The organism is Candidatus Manganitrophus noduliformans, from assembly GCF_012184425.1.
In the GTDB taxonomy this organism is placed as follows: domain Bacteria; phylum Nitrospirota; class Nitrospiria; order SBBL01; family Manganitrophaceae; genus Manganitrophus; species Manganitrophus noduliformans.
In genome coordinates this window covers 289,179-307,507 of record NZ_VTOW01000004.1, presented here as the reverse complement: position 1 = coordinate 307,507, position 18,329 = coordinate 289,179, and the positions used below count along the sequence as shown (strand labels likewise).

Annotated in this window: 15 protein-coding genes and 1 pseudogene; 4 read left to right on the top strand and 12 right to left on the bottom strand. The window is 53.2% G+C overall.

Features of this window, described 5'->3' with window-relative positions:
• Nucleotides 1–44: 44 nt before the first annotated feature.
• Nucleotides 45–494, top strand: a complete 450-nt coding sequence (locus MNODULE_RS19775) for a crossover junction endodeoxyribonuclease RuvC (protein ID WP_168062894.1) — start codon at nt 45–47, stop codon at nt 492–494.
• A 123-nt stretch (nt 495–617) separates the two neighbouring features.
• Here MNODULE_RS19775 and MNODULE_RS19770 read toward each other — a convergent pair whose 3' ends face one another.
• Nucleotides 618–1,439 (bottom strand): hypothetical protein, encoded by an 822-nt coding sequence (locus MNODULE_RS19770; protein ID WP_168062893.1) that lies wholly within the window; start codon nt 1,437–1,439, stop codon nt 618–620.
• A 659-nt stretch (nt 1,440–2,098) separates the two neighbouring features.
• On the opposite strand from MNODULE_RS19770, the gene MNODULE_RS19765 reads away from it, so the two are divergent.
• Both MNODULE_RS19765 and MNODULE_RS19760 read left to right on the top strand, forming a co-directional pair.
• Complete coding sequence (locus MNODULE_RS19765) at nt 2,099–3,022, top strand: hypothetical protein (RefSeq protein WP_168062892.1); 924 nt, start codon at nt 2,099–2,101, stop codon at nt 3,020–3,022.
• A 252-nt stretch (nt 3,023–3,274) separates the two neighbouring features.
• Complete coding sequence (locus tag MNODULE_RS19760; RefSeq protein WP_168062891.1) at nt 3,275–4,840, top strand: recombinase family protein; 1,566 nt, start codon at nt 3,275–3,277, stop codon at nt 4,838–4,840.
• Here MNODULE_RS19760 and MNODULE_RS19755 read toward each other — a convergent pair.
• The 9 genes and pseudogenes from MNODULE_RS19755 to MNODULE_RS19715 all read right to left on the bottom strand — a co-directional run.
• Nucleotides 4,806–5,864 (bottom strand): annotated as a pseudogene (locus tag MNODULE_RS19755) (YifB family Mg chelatase-like AAA ATPase); the annotation flags it as partial. The gene MNODULE_RS19760 and the pseudogene MNODULE_RS19755 overlap by 35 nt on opposite strands.
• A 33-nt stretch (nt 5,865–5,897) precedes the next feature.
• Complete coding sequence (locus MNODULE_RS19750; RefSeq protein ID WP_168062889.1) at nt 5,898–6,299, bottom strand: hypothetical protein; 402 nt, start codon at nt 6,297–6,299, stop codon at nt 5,898–5,900.
• A 106-nt stretch (nt 6,300–6,405) separates the two neighbouring features.
• On the bottom strand, nt 6,406–6,762 hold the full coding sequence (locus MNODULE_RS19745) for a PilZ domain-containing protein (protein ID WP_168062888.1): 357 nt from the start codon (nt 6,760–6,762) through the stop codon (nt 6,406–6,408).
• 400 nt (nt 6,763–7,162) lie between these two features.
• Nucleotides 7,163–7,705 carry a hypothetical protein gene (locus MNODULE_RS19740; RefSeq protein WP_168062887.1) on the bottom strand — a complete coding sequence of 181 codons (543 nt, stop codon included), beginning with the start codon at nt 7,703–7,705 and terminating at the stop codon, nt 7,163–7,165.
• 156 nt (nt 7,706–7,861) lie between these two features.
• Nucleotides 7,862–8,326, bottom strand: a complete 465-nt coding sequence (locus MNODULE_RS19735; RefSeq protein WP_168062886.1) for a hypothetical protein — start codon at nt 8,324–8,326, stop codon at nt 7,862–7,864.
• Between the two features lie 54 nt (nt 8,327–8,380).
• Complete coding sequence (locus MNODULE_RS19730; protein WP_181071123.1) at nt 8,381–9,367, bottom strand: PCP reductase family protein; 987 nt, start codon at nt 9,365–9,367, stop codon at nt 8,381–8,383.
• A gap of 24 nt (nt 9,368–9,391) precedes the next feature.
• A complete protein-coding gene (locus MNODULE_RS19725; RefSeq protein ID WP_168062884.1) occupies nt 9,392–10,789 on the bottom strand; it encodes a radical SAM/SPASM domain-containing protein in 1,398 nt (465 codons plus the stop codon).
• A 62-nt stretch (nt 10,790–10,851) separates the two neighbouring features.
• Nucleotides 10,852–13,533 (bottom strand): universal stress protein, encoded by a 2,682-nt coding sequence (locus MNODULE_RS19720; protein WP_168062883.1) that lies wholly within the window; start codon nt 13,531–13,533, stop codon nt 10,852–10,854.
• 223 nt (nt 13,534–13,756) lie between these two features.
• Nucleotides 13,757–14,029 carry a hypothetical protein gene (locus MNODULE_RS19715; protein ID WP_168062882.1) on the bottom strand — a complete coding sequence of 91 codons (273 nt, stop codon included), beginning with the start codon at nt 14,027–14,029 and terminating at the stop codon, nt 13,757–13,759.
• Between the two features lie 273 nt (nt 14,030–14,302).
• On the opposite strand from MNODULE_RS19715, the gene MNODULE_RS19710 reads away from it, so the two are divergent.
• Nucleotides 14,303–16,879, top strand: coding sequence for an ATP-binding protein (locus tag MNODULE_RS19710; RefSeq protein ID WP_168062881.1), 2,577 nt, complete (start codon nt 14,303–14,305; stop codon nt 16,877–16,879).
• 19 nt (nt 16,880–16,898) lie between these two features.
• On the opposite strand, the gene MNODULE_RS19705 is transcribed toward MNODULE_RS19710, so the two are convergent.
• Together MNODULE_RS19705 and MNODULE_RS19700 are read right to left on the bottom strand one after the other, a co-directional pair.
• The gene (locus MNODULE_RS19705) at nt 16,899–17,882 is read right to left on the bottom strand and encodes a diguanylate cyclase (protein ID WP_168062880.1); all 984 of its coding nucleotides are present in this window, start codon (nt 17,880–17,882) and stop codon (nt 16,899–16,901) included.
• The gene (locus MNODULE_RS19700) at nt 17,848–18,216 is read right to left on the bottom strand and encodes a hypothetical protein (protein ID WP_168062879.1); all 369 of its coding nucleotides are present in this window, start codon (nt 18,214–18,216) and stop codon (nt 17,848–17,850) included. The genes MNODULE_RS19705 and MNODULE_RS19700 overlap by 35 nt, the downstream gene beginning before the upstream one ends.
• Nucleotides 18,217–18,329 lie beyond the last annotated feature (113 nt).

The following is an 18,329-nucleotide window of genomic DNA, read 5'->3' as shown; positions in this document are numbered from 1 at the left end:
GTGTTTTGGGGATTGATCCTTATAGCAGGGGATTTGGATTTGCCGTGCTGAAGGGACCGGATAGGCTTGTTGATTGGGGAATTAAGGAATGCCGCGGGGATAAGAATTCCGAATGCCTGGAGGAGATTGAACGGTTAATTGATCGCTATCGGCCGGACATGATTGCGGTCGAGGATTATACCGCGAGAGGCTCCCGGCGTTGTGGGAGGGTTCGGGAATTGATATTCGAGGTTCTTAAACTTGCCACGAGAAGGAAGATCAAGATCAAAACCGTTTCCAGGATCAATATACAAAAGGCGTTCTCTGAGGGTGGCGCTCGGACGAAACACGAGATCGCGACAGCGATTGCCACGCGGTTCCCGGAGCTTGGGCCGTATCTTCCGCCCGAGCGAAAATGCTATATGAGCGAAGATCCGAGGATGAGTGTATTTGATGCGGTGGTTCTCGGACTTGCGTTTTATGAAAAAATCCCGGTAACAACTTTAAAACAATGACCTTCAGATTTTTTAAGCTTGTAAAGCTACCATAACCAGAAAATTTCGGAAACTCTAAGCGGGGAGACCCCGGGATTCACGTCATAATCTTTATGGCAATATTTCTCAGTATGAGAAACATCTTTAGTTTGTACTGGTTAACATGGGTTTACTTCTTCCAAGACTCTGGAATTCTCTCATCAGTCCGACATAGATAGGATTATATGTTCCACCTTCTTCTCTCGATAATTCAACCGCGGTATTCATATGCCCTTCCTCTCGCTCGCCGTCGGGAGCATAATAATTAGAGACAAACATATTGTCATCAAAAATGAATAAACGCCAAAGCGGAGCCCTGTTATAAAATTCTAATTTGATCTCTGGCAAATCCATTCTTATATTCGCCTCAATCTCCGCACATCGTTCCTTATAATGGTCAAAATTATCACATCGATACCGCACATCGTCTCTCCGCATCTTTTCTACATACCACCTACCGCGTGGCTCAAATTCCGGTGCTTCACGAGACAGAAACTGAATCCGCACATCTTTTCGTCGTAACTGCTCCCGACTAAGCCCTTGAAGCGCCTTAAAAACGTAGTTTTCACGATCATCCCATACCATCGTATACCCGCTTAGTAGGCGAAGATAGACTCTTTTACTCTCTTTTATTTTCTCTGTGATTAATTTCTTATATGTTTCGGATTCTCGGTCTGCAGGAAGATAAATTACCTTATGAAATTTTCCTACAAGCCAATGGCCAAAACGACCTCTTAACTTTTTCAGTTTATCTCGGTTTCTTTTTACATACAAATGAATTAAAAAAATCAAAAAATATAAAGAAAAGAACATAATAATTAACGTAATAAGACTTAGTTTTTCTATTCCGAATAAATGATCCAGGAGGAGTTTTAATACGGCTTCAACAAATGCCGCGATTACCGCAGTAAAAAGTAAGTGTAACATCACATACCCACAAAAAAGGCCTATTCGTCGTTACGAATAGGCCTGATTGATCTTAAGAACGGTGTGTAAATTTGTACACCTTAAACATGGGCTTTTCCTGTTGTTCCTCATCGACTTTTCTAGATTCGCTTCTATATACCTCGATAATCGATCTTAACTCCCGGCGTACAGCCCGAACGACCGCAACGGCAATGATCAAACCTGTAACTAGCAGAACTACGACCGTATAGCTCATTGCAGATCCTCCTTATTTCAGAACACTTCCATTAGGATACTTGGATTAACCTGCTACAAGCATTAAAACACAAGGCGAGGATCTCACGCAATACAACTTATCCACATACAGCTAACAATATATTCCTAGTTACGCAACACCAATACCATACCATTTTGCTAAAAATCAACTGTTTTTCATTGAAAACAAATCCGAGATATAAATTATCCTAATTTAGTATTAAACCTATTGCTATAGAAATTCAAAAAATGATAAAGAGATTCTGATATAGCGAAGATAAAAAATACAGGGCTTAATTTCCGGTTATGTTCTCCTGTACCATTTTAAACCTTCGTCTCCTTCCGGTTTGTGAAATTCCCCTCCCTTTCAACTAATTTCCATTGCTTTTACACTCCTTTTAGTTCTTCAACAAAGGAGGAAGCACATGGACTGGAAAACCGTCGAAGAAAAGATCATTCAGGATGACCAAAACAAATGGGACCACAAGGCAACAGGCCAACAATTGTGGGTGTCTCTAGAAGGCCGATTAGAAGTGCTGAATGGAGACAGCAGGTGCTATTCACTTTCGGATTTGGCGACAACGCAGATGTGTCAGAAGCTCGGAATACCGGTGGATTATTACCGCCGTTTACCTGGCCAGATGAAGGCGATCGTAGTGAACTTCGATCTAGAGAGAATGAAGGAAGCCTCCTACCTCTTGCGTGGAAAAGGGAAGTGGGTCAGAGCCTTTCTCTCGGGCGAGTATGTAGCCTACAACAACGCCCAAATTGCCGAGACCGTGCAGGTGTTACTGGAACAGGCGGCAGTTTCTGTAAAGAGTTTTGTCCTCGAAGAAACGCATCTCTATTTGAAGCTCGTGAGCGAGGATATCTCAATACCGGAATCGGGTCTTAAGGCCGGCATCATGATCGGAAACTCGGAAGTCGGCCAGGGGAGCGTCTCGGTGGAACCTTTTGTATTCAGGAAAGCCTGTACCAATGACCTTGTCGTCTCGCAGGAGAAAAGCTTCCGCCATCCCCATATTCACTTCACCATCGCTGAGTTAAACAGCCGGATGGCCGAGGGGATCAGCAACGCTTTTGAAGTGGCGAGTTCCATTTTGGACACGTTTCTCAAGACCAGGAAAGAGCCGATTCCCGACCCGGTTGCTATAATCCGTAAACTCGCCGCAGAGCGGAAGCTCTCACAGAAGTTCACCGACGAGGTAGTAAGCAGCTACCAAATCGAACCCGACCCCACCCGCTTCGGCGTCATCAACGCCTTCACTCACGCGGCCCAACACCTCGCCCCGCTCCACCGGATCGAGACGGAGCGGTTTGCAGGGACATTGCTGGCGGGAAAACTCTAGTTCTTTCTTTTTCACAAGGCAGGCCATCAACGGCCTGCCCTTTCCTTTTGATGAAGGGGCATGAGAGCAACCAATTATTTTCTGTATATTTCTGCTATCTACGTTCAGTAGCTTTTACTACACTTAACCAATCCATTTATACCTCCTCCCTTCAGGTTTATGGTACTTAGGCAACACACCTCAGAAAATTCTTGACCCGGATAAAAGAAAGGAGTATGGAAAAGCTGATGATGAAGAAAAGGAGGCACCGCGATGGAACGCAAACATCCAGTCAGTCCGGCTCCGAAGAATGCCGGTCCGAAGAAAACCGATGAAGACTCTTCAAAAGGGAAGTGCGTCGGCATATGGATCCGTGTTTCGACTGAAGACCAAGCAAAAGGTGAAAGTCCGGAACATCACGAGAAGCGGGCACGCTTCTATGCCGAAGCCAAAGGATGGGAAATTAAAGAAGTCTACCACCTTGAGGCCGTAAGCGGGAAATCGGTGATCTCCCACCCCGAAGCTCAGCGGATGCTCAATGATATAAAAATGGGTCACGTCACAGGCGTCATCTTTTCTAAAATTGCTCGTCTCGCACGCAATACCCGTGAGCTTCTAGAGCTCTCGGATATTTTCCGGGAGTATGGCGCGGACCTGATCTCCCTCCAAGAATCAGTCGATACCACCACCCCTGTCGGACGGCTCTTTTATACGATCATCGCCGCAATGGCCCAATGGGAGCGTGAAGAAATTGCAGACCGGGTTGCGGCATCCGTTCCCATCAGAGCAAAACTGGGGAAATCTATCGGTGGAGCGGCACCCTTTGGCTATCACTGGAAGGACCGGCAGCTTGTGCCCAATCCCAAGGAAGCGCCGGTCTTGAAACTGATGTACGAGCTTTTCCTGGAACATCGGCGGAAAAAAGTCGTGGCCAGGCTCCTCAATGAAGCCGGACACCGGACGCGGAACGGCTCCAAGTTTTCCGACACTACCGTGACGCGCCTCCTTGAAGACCCGACCGCAAAAGGTCTTCGGCGCTCGAACTATACCAAGAGTCTCGGTCAGAAGAAGCATTGGGTCTTAAAACCCAAAGAGCATTGGATTTATACCCAAGTGGAGCCGATCGTTTCAGAAGAAATCTGGAACCAGTGCAATGGCATCCTCAAAGATCAAAGAAGTTCGCGGAAGCCTCCCTCTCGTCCTGCGATTCATCTGTTCTCCGGGATTGCCTTCTGTGACTGCGGCGCGAAGCTGCGCGTTCCCTCGAACACCCCCAAATACGTTTGTCCCAAGTGCCGCAACAAGATCAGCATCGTAGACATGGAAGGAGTGTTTCAAGAACAACTAAAAACCTTCTTTTTCTCTCCCCAGGAGATTACCGGTTACCTTGATACGGCGGATAAGACGATTAAAGGAAAAGAAGAGTTAATGCGGGTTCTCGAAGAAGAACACCGGAAAATCAAACGGGACATTGATACCCTGTTCGAACTCCGCTTTAAGGGAGAGATCCCCACCGAAGGCTTTGGGAATAAATATAGGCCCCTGGAAGAACGGCTCAAGCAACTCGACGATCAGATTCCTACCCTTCAGGGAGAAATCGATTTCTTGAAGATCCAATGCCTCTCAAGCGACCAAATCCTCAATGAAGCTAAAGACCTCTATACCCGCTGGCCTGAGTTAGTTCAGGAAGAGAAGCGAAAAATCGTAGAAAACATTACCGAAAAGATCATCATCGGAAAAGAGGACGTAACCATCAACCTCTGCTACCTCCCTTCCTCTTCTGAAATCATGGCACCAAGGCAACGCAATCACAAGGATTCATGGCAGCAACCAACATGAATTGCGAAGGGTAAGTCAACGATGCGCTCGCGCGCGCGATCGTGACCCTTCCTTCCTCCAAGGGCTGCCGTAATACCTCCAAGACGTTGCGCTTAAACTCCGGCAGCTCATCCAAAAAAAGAACCCCGTTGTGGGCCAGGCTCACTTCGCCGGGCCGCGGGAGTTGCCCGCCGCCGATCAGGCCGGCGTCGGAAACGGTATGGTGCGGAGAGCGGAAGGGGCGGGCGACGATCAACGGCTTCTCGGTAAGAAGACCGAAGATGCTGTGAACCAGCGTGGTTTCAAGCGACTCCTCGAAGCTCATGTTCGGAAGGATCGTCGGGAACCGCTTCGCGAGCATCGTTTTTCCGGAGCCGGGGGGGCCGACCATCAAAATGTTGTGCCCGCCCGCCGCCGCGATCTCCAGCGCCCGCTTTGCGTGCGTCTGTCCCCGGACCTCGGAGAAATCCTCGGCATAGATCGCCTGCTCGGCAAAAAGGGGGGAAAGCGGGGTTTCGACCGGCGAGAAGGCAAGCTGGCCGTTGAGGAATTCGACCACCTGCGGAAGCGTCTCGACCCCTAGGACTTCAATTCCTGAGACGACCGCCGCTTCGGCGCCGTTCTTCGCGGGCACGAGCAGGCCGCGCTTTCCGGCCCGCTTCGCCAAAATCGCCATCGCCAATGCCCCCTTGATCTCCTTGACCCGCCCGTCGAGCGACAACTCTCCGACGATCAGGTAATCGCCGAGTCGGTCTTCTTTCAGCACCCCGTCGGCGGCGAGAATGCCGAGCGCCATCGGCAGATCGAAGGCGGCGCCTTCTTTCTTAAGATCGGCCGGGGCCAAGTTGATTGTGATTTTCTTGATGGGAAAGTGGAAACCGGTGTTCTTGACGGCGGAACGGACGCGGTCTTTGCTCTCTTTAACCGCGAGGTCGGGAAGGCCGACAATATTCAGCAGAGGGAGGCCCTGGGAGAGATCGACCTCCACGTCGATCGGCTGGGCCTCGATTCCATACAGGACGGCGCTGAAGACCTTCGAGAGCATGATCGGACCCTTCGGTGGGGTCGAGCGGGCACGTCAGAATTGAAGCTTGGAGCTCATGTCTTGGGAGATCTGTGTCAGGAGCGGGTCATTCGTCTCTTTTACCCATCGCCCCAGTTCCATCGAGAAGGCTTCCACCTCCAGGATAAGATGGAGACGAAAAGGAGATTTGCTGGCGACATGGCCGATCAAACGGTTGCGTCTCACCGGGATTCCGATGTTCAAACCGCTCTTTTCAATATTCCAGGCGGTCTGAAAAAATCCCCCCTCTTTATCCTCGACGGCGATCCGGTCGTAATAGTTCAGGCTGGTGTTGAGGGCGACCTGCCAGGCGCGGTCATAGGGAACAGTCGATTGGGGAAGGGCGACCCGGGCCGCCATCGGAGCACAGCCGACAACGAGGAAAAATAAGAGAAGAGAAAACCATCTCTGATACATGGTTCGATTCCTATGAAGAGGTCTCTTACCGTCCCCGACGACGCAAGAGAAGAACCGTGCAAGACCGATCCGCATGGCGATCGGGCAGTCTCCGGGATCTCAAGGATCAGTTATCCCTTAAAAAAGAGGTGATTCCTTTCTTTCGGCTTCCCGTCACGGAGGCAAGGAGGAACGGCTGGCGCGACTCGTCAAGATAGGCGCCGAATTGAAGCCCAAAGGAATTGCCGGCGCTGCCTCGGTGAACCGCCACGATTCTCCCCGTCACCTTTTCCTCGAACTCTTTTCCTCGATGGGTTCCTTTGATCTGAATGACCATCTCCTTGCCGAGTTCAAAGTCTTTTTTGGAATGGAAGAGGAGACCGCCGAGGCTGATGTTGCTGATCATGACCTCGACCGGTCGGGTGGCCGTGGAGATCTTTGCTTTGCCGAAAAAAGGAATGCGTGAATGACGGCGCTTCTCCATAATTTTGACCTTATACCATATCTAAATGGATTTCACAACCTTTGCCTTCAACAAGGCAAGAAATCCTTCGCTTCATTTTCTCGAACCATTTTGAAGCGGATGGATCTCTTCGGAATTCTTCCAAAACCATATATGGTATTCTTTTCCCCCGCTTTTCAACATATAGTGCTTTATCTTAAAACCTGACACGGCGGCCTTGACGCCATAAAGCCGACCATCCTCACAAATAGATACAAACCATTGATATATATATAGAAGTAAGTGCCTAATTCTTGAGCAATCTTGATTCCGGTCCGGAAAGACGCGCTAAACATGACGATCGGAACAATTTTATCCACAGTTTATACACATATTCTGTGGAAAACGCGGGGAAACCCTTCCAGTCAAGAAAAAGGGAGCCTCATTTGCGTCCATAGGATGACTTTCCATCGGTCTCTTTCCTCACCCGTTCGTGGCTTGCTTGATGAAAAAGATCATTATCGAGATAGGTGGTCGAATAACCGATCCCCTCCTCCAATTCATCCCTCTCCAAAATCAGGCGGGTCTTACCGTCATCCCAGAAGAATAAATCGGCCCCTGGAAGGGAATTGATTCGCGGAGGCCCATAACGCGCGGTGATCTGCGCTTTCAGCTCGTCGACGGCGCTCGACCCCTTATCGACAGGACGGTAGTTGATCTCAATCCGAAAGAGCTGCCCCTTGAAAAAGTCGGCGAGGACATCGGAAGCGGCCGGCGCAAAAAGAGCGGGATCGGCATGGAAGCGTTTTTCCTCCTCAAACTGTCCGATTTCTACCGCCGCCTCCTTGCTCTTGACCGCTTGGAGAAAATCGGGAAGCGCCATCCCCAGTTTCAGCGGGCCATGCTCCCGCTGAATACGCTCACTGCTGTTGATGACGAAATGAATCGCATGCAGATCAGGCGGACGGAGAATCAAAAGCAGCATTCCCGCACAGAAGGCTCCCCTCCAGAGCGGTTTGAAGCCTCCCCGATTCACCCGAAACCGGTCAACCATAAACACCTTTTATATATAAAGAGAGAAGAAGCGCTCGGAAAACTCGGCGGGCGGGACAGAGCGGCGGAATCGGCGCGACGCCACACTCTAAAACTTCCACTGCCTTAACATCGAGGCGAGGAAGATAATGATGAGTCCGATGATCAGCGTCAATCGGGTGTTTACAAATTCGGGAAGGGCCGGTTGATTCTCTCTCGGTTTCTCATCCTGCTCATCTTTATAACGAGAACGAAGAATACCGAAGAAATAAATCGAGGCAATCGCGGCGAACAGAAAGACCTTCACCCCCAGCGCAGAGATATAACCGGGAGGGACGAATTCATACCCTTTACTCCGGACCCCGAAATTGATCCCGCCGGTGACGACCAAGATGAAGAGAAGCGGACCGACGATGCGACGGAATCGATGGTTGACCCCTTTCAGGAAATCGTAAGAGGGGTCTCCCGTTTTGAGCAGGGGCGCGGCGACAAAAACCAGAAAAGCCGCTCCGCCCACCCAGATGACGACGGAGATCAGATGAAGCCAGTGATTCAGGACAGCGAAGAAATTCATTTACACCGAAGTAACGTGAGGGGTGAGGAGTGAGGCGACAAACGCCCCACGACATTACATCTCCTTTTTTGTCGGGTCTTTGAGGTAGTCCTTCATCTTCTGAAGCATTTCTTCATCGATGAGGCCGACCTTCCCCCGTTTTCCCATGTAATCTTTAATGTCGTCCAGCCGCTTCGCCGCCTCGGTATTGTCTTTGAGACGGCGGATCTTCTCTTTGGCGTCTTCGAAGGCGTCGAAGGTCATCTCGTCGTAGCCGAAAGCGCGAAGCCGCTTCATCGCTTTCATCATCGCCTCATTGCGGAACTTGGTCAACAGCTCCGAAGTCACGGTGGTGACCCCCATCTTGCGGGCGCGGCGCTCGGCCGCTTTCTTGATTCCGCTTCGGACAAAATCAGGCGAGGTCATCAGCCGCTTGTGGGCCTCTTCGGTCCAGGTCACGTCGGCTCGCGGGGCATCCCAAATCTGGGTCAGCGCCGCCATGTCGATCCGCGCGATCCCCAACTCCCGCGCCAAATCTTCCGCGTCGTTCTTCAACATCGTCCGGACGAAATCGCGGGCCATCTCGGGAGATTCTGCGATCTTCTGATCGAGGCGGACCTTCGCCGCATCGGTCCAAGGAAGCTCCGGCTGTGCTTCTTCCTGAGGCTCATCTCCCAACGCCTCCGCTTTTTCCAAAAGGGCCAGGTCGACTTCGAGATGCCCCCGCTCCAGCGCGACTTCCTCTGCAATCTGTTTGATCATCGCCCGCATGAACTCCGGAACTGTCTCAAGACGCTCCTGCGCTTCGCGGGTCCAGGCGAGCGGCTTCGTTTCGACCCCCGCCGCCTTATGAGCCGCGCCGGTTCCGGCGCCGGCCATCGGGTTCATCATCTTATCTTTAAACCCGGCGAGGACCTCTTCGGTGATGGTGGTGATTCCGAGCTCCCGCGCTTTTTTCTCGGAGAGCTTGCGGACCATCCCGCGCAGAAAGAAAGGCGCCTTTTTCAGGCGCGCTTCCGCGTCCGGCGTCCAGGTAATTTCGTTTTCGTTTGCATTTCCCATGATCATTAACCTCAATTCTTAAAATTAACCGGGGAAGAGATCTTTTCCAATGGCCGATGTCTTCTCCGGAACCGTTCGGGTGAATTCGGAGAATTTAAAACTCCTCCCGAGACGGACTTCGGCCTCCTCCTTGACCTTCTGCATCACCTCCGGGGTGATCAGATCGATCCGGCGCTCGGTCGCATACCGCTCCACGCTGCTCGCCACCATTCCCCTTGCGAAGGAAGGGAGCCGGTTGAGGCGCTCTTTCGCCGCGATCGACCAGTTCAGCGTAAACTTCGCCTCGAACCCGAAGGTCTGCTCCGCCGGAAGCGCGATCCGTTTTCCCCCATACTGCCCCGGCTGATAGTCGCAGGCGGGATCTTCCGCCAGGTAACTTCCGTTCACGGCATACGCCCGGCAGCGGCAGCCGCCGCAAATCTGAGAGAACTCGCACTCCCCGCATCGCCCGCCGAGCTGAGGCTCGCGCAGATCGTTGAGAACGGGAGAGGTATTCCATATTTCATCAAAGGTCTGCTTCCGAAGATTCCCCGCCGAGACCGGCATATACGGGCAGGGGGTGATGTCCCCTTCCGGTGTGATCCGGCAATAATGCTTGCCGGCGGGGCAGCTCCCCTGCGCATAATTTTTTAACAAGGGAGAATTCGGATCGAGCTCATAAATAATCTTGCGGAAATGCGGGGCGCATTTGGCCCGAAGGATCAGATCGCCCATCTGCCCGGCGGAGGAGGTCCAGGGGTCATCGAAATTTTGGAAGAGGTTCGGATTGTTTTCCTTGGCACCGACCCCCTGCGCCCGCGCGAGATAGGTCAGGATCTCCCGATACTGGCTGGGACGGATATCGATCAGGTTTTCGCCGCGGCCGGTCTGGACGAGAAAGAAAAAGTTGAGGACCTTCGCCCCGATGTTGCGCGCCAGCTCGATCATCGGCGGAATTTCGGAGACGTTCCACGACATCACACTCATGTGCAGGGAGAAATCGAGCCCCTCCGCTTTGAGATGCTCAATGCCGCGGAGCGCCGACTTCCACGATCCGGCCAACTGACGGAAGTTGTCGTGCCGCTGCGGATCGACCGAATCGAGGCTGATCGAGGCCCCTTGCAGTCCGCTCTCCCGCATCCGTCTTGCCTCCCGCTCGCCGAGCAAGACGCCGTTGGTGCCGAGAACACAGGTAAAGCCTTTATCGGAAGCATACGAGGCGATGTCGAAGATGTCTTTCCGGACAAGCGGCTCCCCTCCGGTCAGGATCAGGAAGAGATTCGGGTTGACCTTCGCCATGTCGTCGATGACCTTGAAGCACTCTTCGGTTGTGAAGTCGTGCGAGATATCGGCGTGGGGAAAGGCGCTCATGTAGCAGTGGGTGCAGAAGAGATTGCAGCGCTGGGTCAGGTTCCATGAAACGGAGTACGCTTGATTTGCCATTGAAAAATCTCGGTGTGAAGAAAAACGGAGGGGCACCGCATCCGATGCCCCTCCAGATAAAACTAAAAACCCTGAGACCGCATCGCCTCCGCCCATCGCTCGGTGACTTGATCGAGAATCTCGATGGTGATCCGGCCGATTCCCTTCTCATTCGCGTACGATTCGATCTCCTTAATGACCGTTCCACGGACGAAGGAGGGGATGCGGGCGATTCGGTTCTCCGCTTCGGCCTCCCAGGTATGGTGTCGCTCCACCTTCCGGGAAAGTTGCGCCCATTCGCTGTATTTTGCATCGATCGTTGCGGGGCTGATCTCGCGAATTCCTTTCTTACGGGCATCCACCTCGATCCGCCAGCGGGTCATCTCGCGGATCAGTCCTTCCGGAATCTCCAGAAGCTTCGTATTCGCCGCATCGGTCCAGGTGATGGGGGCAAGCACCTTGTCGAGGCCGCTCTCTTTGCGCTCCAGTTTTTTGTAGTATTCCCCCGGGGCCCCGCAGAGGGTACAATGGTCGGGAATCTGCGGGGAGGCAACCTGGCTGCAAAGGGTACAGACGAAGTAATCAAGCTCTTTTTTCATAAAGATGAATCGGGATGCCTTGGCCTCGCAGACGGGGCACTGCGACGGAACCTGCCGGACCACATGGCCGCACATTCCGCAGAAGTGGAAGTTCTCTTCCGCGGCCGGTTCTCCTTTCGTCATGGTCGCAATCCGTTTTTTGATCTCTTCGAGGCTGGTCGCGCCGGAGAGGACCGACTCCATCTCCTCGGTCGCCTTTTTAATTCCCGCCTCCGCCACTTCGAGCGTGATCTCGGAGATCGCCTGGCTGAAGGCGTAATTTTCAATGTGTTGCCGGGTGCCGTCGCGCATGAAGCCGACCGGAACCCGCGCCAACCGCTCCTGCGCCTCGGCCGTCCAGGTGAACTGCGGCGCCTTTACTTCGGGGGCCTTTTCTTCAACTTTTAGCGCACCCTGCGGGAGAACCGCCTCGGCGATCGCCTTGGCGCTCATCTCGATTGCCTGGTCCTCATCTTGATTCCCTTCGATCATACGAACAGCAAATTCTTTTGTGATCGTCTGGAAGCCCATCTTCCGGGCCATCTTTTCCGCCTTCGCCTTTGCGCGGCGGCGCTCGAAACCGGCCGGAACCTTGCGGATGATGTTCTTGGCATCTTCCGTCCAGTTGAGCGGAACGCCGTCATAGCCGACCTCTTGGACCAATCCCCCCTCGGCTTTGGCCGCCGCTTCGAAGATCGATTTATCGAGGAACTGGAAAGCGCTCCCTTCGGCGCTGCAGATCGGGCATCGGACCGGCTTCTCCCCCTTGGCGGTGTAGCCGCAGCCGCCGCAGATGTAGAAGTCCATCTTCGCCTTCTCGTCGTAGCTCGCGGCGCGCTCGGCGTCGCGGTCGCCGACGATTTGGGTCATCATCCCGGCAAGACCGTTCCCTTCGAGGGTTTGGGAAACCCCTTCGGCCGCCGTCATCTTGTTCCGGTCGATCCCCTTCTCATCAAGGACCCGGCCCAAATTCTTCATCGCTTCGATCGCCGACTTCGGCAGGATATCCCCCATCGCCGCATCGACGACCGAGTTGCTGATGATCGTGAAGCCTTTCTCGATCGCATACCGATAGACGGCGGTCTTGGCGACCCCGCGGGCAAAGATGGGAACCTTCTCCATCCGCTTGGAAGCCTCTTCGGTCCAGGCGACGGTATACTCGGCGATGGCATCGATCGGCGGAATATATTTCTGGTTCGAGACGAGGACGTTGCAGGGGGCCATCCGGATCAGGTTCTCCGAGTTGCTCCCGACATCCATATCTTCATCGGAGTGGACACCGATCCGGCCGACCACCAAAAGCCACGGCTTCTCTTTCTTCACATACTGAAGGACCTTCTCGAACGGCTTGCCGTCGAGGAGCGAGGTTTTGACCGTCACCCCCTCCGCCTCGGCGATCTTCAGACAGATTTCAAGATGGGACTGATAGATCTTCGCGAGACCGGAGTCGATCACCTCTTCGTGGAGTTTTTCCTGTTCTTTGAACCGGAAGACTTTTCCCGCCTCTTCGGAGAGAACGCCGGAGATCGAGTTAAAAACGGCATAGTGATAATAGGGATCGAAGGCCGAGACGACGTCGATCTGAAGCTGATAGGCTTTGGCGAGATCAAGGGCCGTTTTGAAGCCGGCGAAAGAGAAGTGGCTTCCATCGACCGCCACGACGATCTTTCCCATTTTTCCCGGCTCGGGCGGCTTCGTCTCTTTGACGACGAAAACATCCGACTTGCGGACCCGGCGGATCGTTCGCTCGGTCACGCTCCCGATCATGCTCTCCCGGACGGCGCCGACGCCGAGGGCGCCGAGGATCACCAGGTCGTAGCCGTTCTTCACGATGTCATCGACCAGGACCTTGTAGTTCTTTCCTTCGAGCGAGACCCGCTCCATCGGGATGTTTCCCTCTTTGCATTTTTCGTCGACGATATCAAGGTAGGAATCGGTGATGATTTCCAGTCCGCGGGTAATCAGGGAGTCGTGGATCTTTCGCTGCCGCTCCAGTTCGTTCTCGTCATGGTATTCCTCGGGAAGGCCCGCCTCCATCTGTTTGAATCGTTTATCGTGGAGCTTGGCGGCATAGGCGTGGCTTCCGATGACCTTCGCCCCAAATTGCTTCGCCAACATTACCCCGATATCGATGGCCGTGTTGGAATAGTCTGAGTTATCGACAGGGATATAGATCGACCGATACATATGAGAAGCCTCCCCCCTTGATTGCAAGCCCCGGTTATCTTTGATGAAGATCGAAGCGGATCATGCCGAATATTCAGGCATCCTATCAAAAGTGGCTGCATTATAGCACCCTCTTTTTTTAAAAACAACTTTTTTTCTATTGACAGTAAGCGCGGAAAGAACAACGGATCCCACTTACACTGGCGAAAATTCGGAGGAAATCACCCGAGCGACGGAATGGCTTTTATTCTGAAACCACCCCGACGCCGCCCCCTTCTTTATCGACCACCGGCATCGATTTATTGCAGTGGGGGCATTTGACATAGACGAGGTTATCGAAGAGGCCGATACTGTAATGGTTGACGAGCAGGTCGAATTCCTTTTTACAGGAAGGACAGGCAGCAAGGTAGCGCTTTAAAAAGAGTTTTACTTCCGATTGAAGGGTTTGAAGCTGGTGCTGCAACCGAAGGACTTCCGATTCGAGACAATCGAGCCGTTTCTCAATTTCTTCCGCCATAGTGGTCGTATCATAGACAAAAAGAGTTGACCTGTCAATCGAGAACTATCCACCCAACCTAAGCGTGTCCCTTGAGTTTAAGGGGGGATAAAACGTGTCTCCGACCCCTCCATTCCACAATCAAAGTCCCTGTCTCTTAAAAAGCGGCATTGAACTTGTTCTTAGAAAAATACGCAAAAAGTTGGATTGACAATGGGTCAATATAGGAGAAGATTATTCCACAAGAGAATTTTCCGGCGAAGAACTCATCTCAGACCATCTAGAGGAGGTGGAATGATCAAAGCAATGAGATTCCCCTTGTTATGGTATGGGCTCCCGGCATTCATTGTAACGCTCCCGTTGCTGTTCCTCTGGCCGGGATGGTTCAAGAACTTATTCGCTTCAGAGGGCTTTTTACCCCACCTTTACTGCTACCTTGAAAAACCGGGTCTCGTTCTGCTTCATGTCTTTTCTGATTCACTCATCGGATTGGCTTATGTCGCCATTTCAGCCACCTTGACCTATCTTGTCTATCGGGCGCGACGAGACATCCCCTTTCACTGGGTCCTTCTGGCATTCGGACTTTTTATCATCACCTGCGGCGCCACCCATTTCATGGAGGTCTGGACCACTCTCTGGACGCCGGTCTATTGGTTTGCCGGAAATATTAAATTGATGACGGCGATCGCTTCGGTTGCAACCGCCGTCATCCTTCCCCTCCTGATTCCCAAAACCCTCGCGCTTGTTCAATCGGCAAAGATCTCCGAAGAACGCCGGATCAAATTGGAGAGCACCCACGCGGAGCTGGCCGAGCTTTATACCCAGCTCAAAGAGCAGGACCGATTGAAAACGCAATTCTTCGCCAACATCAGCCACAAATTGCGAACCCCCCTCACGCTCGTCCTCGGACCGGCCCAACGGCTTCTCGAATCCGATCGATTGACAACAAACGAGCGGCAGAATCTGGAAACGATCGACTGCAACGCCCGGCTGCTGCTCAAACATGTCAACGACCTCCTCGATCTCTCGAAGATCGAGGCCGGGAAAATGACGGCCAACGCGATCGAAACCGACCTGGCGCAACTGGTCCGCTTCACCGCGGCTCACTTCGAATTATTCGCGACGGAGCGACAGATCGCCTATACCGTTGAAACCGCCGAATCGGCTCCCGCCCGGATCGACCCGGAAAAGATTCAGCGCGTCCTCTTAAACCTTCTTTCCAATGCTTTTAAATTCACCCCGACCGGAGGAAAGGTACGCTGCCTTCTTCGCATCGAAGAAGGAGACGCCCGCCTCTCCGTCCAGGACAGCGGCCCCGGTGTGCGTCCCGAACTGCGTCAGGTGATCTTTGAGCCGTTCCGGCAGGGAGATGAAAGCGCCACACGCCGGTTCGGCGGCACCGGTTTAGGACTCTCCATTGCCAACGAGTTTGTCGCGCTGCACGGCGGCAGGATTACGGTCGGCGATGCCCCCATTGGAGGCGCGCAATTCGATATCACCCTTCCCCTTGTCGCCTCGCCTGGAGAGGAAAAGAGATCAACGAGTGGACCGGCCGCTGAGATTCCCTTCCCGCTGTCACAACCATTCATCGATCTGGAAACCCAACGAAAACGCCCCGCACAGGACATGCAATCGGCTCAACCCCCATCCGCTACGGCGAACGAAGGGGTCGAGACAACCCTCCCCCTGGTTCTCGTCGTTGAAGACAATCCGGCGGTGAATCGCTTTATCACGGAGTCATTGACCCCGCATTATCGGGTCGTAAATGCCTTGAACGGACAGGAAGGGCTGGAAAAAGCGCTGGCCCACAAGCCCGACCTCATTCTCAGTGACATCATGATGCCGGAGATGAGCGGTGACCGAATGATCCGTGAAATACGCGCTCACTCGGAGATGGATATGGTCCCGATCATTGTTCTGACCGCCAAAGCCGACGATGAATTGAGCGTCCGGATGTTGCGGCAAGGGGCGCAGGAATATTTAATTAAGCCTTTTCCCGTCGAAGCGCTTCGGACCCGCGTCGGGAATCTCATCGCGATAAAACAAACGCGAGAGCTCCTCCAACAAGAAGTTGCCGCCCAACACCAAGATCTGGTGATGTTGGCCAACGAAATCGTCCTTCACAAGCGGGCGCTGCAACAGAAAACCGCTCAGGCTGAAGAGGCGAGCCGCCTGAAGACGCAATTTCTCTCCAACGTCTCTCACGAGCTCCGGACCCCGCTTCATGCCATTATCGGTTATACCTCTTTGACTCTCGACGGAACATATGGACCTTTCGATCCGGCCCTCCGGCCTGCAATGGAAGGGGTGACCCGAAATGCGGAGGGTCTCCTCTTATTGGTGGACGACCTGTTGGATCTGACCCGGATCGAGGCGGGAAAGTTGGCGATCGAACCGTCGTCTCTCGACATCATTCTATTGCTCCGAGAGACCGCCTCCGGCATTCAACCGCTTCTGGAGGAGAAACGACTCGTTCTCCAATGGCGCCTCGCCGATCCAACCCCGAATATCGAATCGGACGGGATACGGGTCGGGCAGATCTTGACGAATCTTCTTGCCAACGCCGTGAAGTTCACTCAACAAGGAAAAATCACCATCGGAACGGAAGACCATCCGGAAAGAGGGGGCATCGCGATTTGGATTCAGGATACAGGGATTGGTATTCCAGAAGAAGAATTGCCGAAGATCTTTGACACCTTCCATCAGGTCGACGGCGCCAGCACACGCGAGTTCGGGGGGGTGGGATTGGGACTGGCGATCGTCAAGGAATTGGCCGGACTGCTTCAAGGGGAGATTCGGGTCGAGAGCAGGGCAGGAGAGGGATCGACCTTCACCCTCTTCCTGCCGTACCGCCTCGAAGGAAAAGGGTAATCCCGCTCCGGGAAGGCGTCTACGCCGACTCCATCTCGGCGACGGTCATCGTCTCCACTCGATTTCCTCCCGCGCGCTTCGCCCGGTAGAGGGCAAAGTCGGCGGCCAGGATCGCCTGGCGCGCATCGCGCAGCTCCGGATCGGGAAAGCCGGCCACCCCGATGCTGACGGTGACCCGGTGTTTCTTTCCGAGAATCGGAAACGTCGTGCCGCCGACCCGTTCCAAGATCCGCTGGGCGACCTGGGCGGCATCGTCCCGGAGCGATTCAGGCAATAGAACGGCGAGCTCATCCCCCCCATACCGGGCCGCCAGATCAACCTTTCTGATCTCCATTTGAATGATCTTCCCCAACTCTTCCAGCACCTTGTCTCCCGCTTCATGGCCGAATTTGTCGTTGACCTGTTTGAACTCATCAACATCAATCAACAAACAAGAGAAGGGGGTACAGTACCGCTGCGCGCGGGAGAACTCCTGGTTGAGCACCTCCTGAACGTAACGCCGGTTGAAGAGGCCGGTGACCGGATCGGTAATCGCCAGGGTCTGGACCTGCTTGAGCAGGACTTGATATTCCTGGTTCTTTCCGGCCAGCTCTTTGTTTTTCTCGATCAGCTCATCCTGAAGGCGTTTCATTCGAAGGGCGGCGGCGACCCGCGCCTGCAACTCCATCGGATCGAACGGCTTCGTCACATAATCGGTCGCTCCCTCTCCCAGACCCAACACCTTGTCCTCCGTTTTTCCCTTGACCGTGACGATGATAATCGGAATGCCCCGGAGTTCCTCTTGCCCCCGGAGGTGGCGGCAGGTTTCGCGCCCGTTCATGTCGGGAAGAACCATATCGAGGAGAATGAGATCCGGGAGGACCTCTCGGGCCAGCTTCAGCCCCTGAATGCCGGTATTGGCAAAGAGAACCTGATAGCCGACCGCTTCCAATGCGGCCTTGATTTGGTCGAGCTCAAAAGGGCTGTCTTCAATGACGAGAACGCGCGGAACCTTCTCTTCCATGCTTTGTCCTCCTTAGGGCGAGAATAGCATAGAAAAAAGGGATGTCAATTAAATCATTCGCCGAGGTCAGCGGGATAAACAGGCGACGGAACAATCGTTCATCCCTCCTGAAAACATCCCGGAATGTGATCCAAATCTCATTTTTCATGGCTCTTTCGAATGGCGGACGACGCGCCGCTTCATTTTCGTGAAATGTTTTTCGCGTTTTGCACGGGATTGCATCCCTTCTCGATGTACCGATCCTGAAAACCTTCAAAACATACCACCCCTTGGAGTATTCCGAAAACAGCAGCCGAGCAATATCTCGGAATGGCATTTGCATTTTTAAAGGCATCGATTCTCTATCTTCATTTTGATCTTCAGCACAGCGAAACCCCGCCACCTCAGCCGGCCAATGTGAATACTCTGTTCATGATCGTCAATTAAGGAGAATTTCATGTTGAGTCT

Coding starts and splice junctions, on each gene's coding strand:
- MNODULE_RS19770 (WP_168062893.1), bottom strand. CDS start 1,439: ATGTTACACTTACTTTTTACTGCGGTAATCGCGGCATTTGTTGAAGCC.
- MNODULE_RS19765 (WP_168062892.1), top strand. CDS start 2,099: ATGGACTGGAAAACCGTCGAAGAAAAGATCATTCAGGATGACCAAAAC.
- MNODULE_RS19760 (WP_168062891.1), top strand. CDS start 3,275: ATGGAACGCAAACATCCAGTCAGTCCGGCTCCGAAGAATGCCGGTCCG.
- MNODULE_RS19750 (WP_168062889.1), bottom strand. CDS start 6,299: ATGTATCAGAGATGGTTTTCTCTTCTCTTATTTTTCCTCGTTGTCGGC.
- MNODULE_RS19745 (WP_168062888.1), bottom strand. CDS start 6,762: ATGGAGAAGCGCCGTCATTCACGCATTCCTTTTTTCGGCAAAGCAAAG.
- MNODULE_RS19740 (WP_168062887.1), bottom strand. CDS start 7,705: ATGCTGCTTTTGATTCTCCGTCCGCCTGATCTGCATGCGATTCATTTC.
- MNODULE_RS19735 (WP_168062886.1), bottom strand. CDS start 8,326: ATGAATTTCTTCGCTGTCCTGAATCACTGGCTTCATCTGATCTCCGTC.
- MNODULE_RS19730 (WP_181071123.1), bottom strand. CDS start 9,367: ATGGGAAATGCAAACGAAAACGAAATTACCTGGACGCCGGACGCGGAA.
- MNODULE_RS19725 (WP_168062884.1), bottom strand. CDS start 10,789: ATGGCAAATCAAGCGTACTCCGTTTCATGGAACCTGACCCAGCGCTGC.
- MNODULE_RS19720 (WP_168062883.1), bottom strand. CDS start 13,533: ATGTATCGGTCGATCTATATCCCTGTCGATAACTCAGACTATTCCAAC.
- MNODULE_RS19715 (WP_168062882.1), bottom strand. CDS start 14,029: ATGGCGGAAGAAATTGAGAAACGGCTCGATTGTCTCGAATCGGAAGTC.
- MNODULE_RS19710 (WP_168062881.1), top strand. CDS start 14,303: ATGATCAAAGCAATGAGATTCCCCTTGTTATGGTATGGGCTCCCGGCA.
- MNODULE_RS19705 (WP_168062880.1), bottom strand. CDS start 17,882: ATGGAAGAGAAGGTTCCGCGCGTTCTCGTCATTGAAGACAGCCCTTTT.
- MNODULE_RS19700 (WP_168062879.1), bottom strand. CDS start 18,216: ATGCCTTTAAAAATGCAAATGCCATTCCGAGATATTGCTCGGCTGCTG.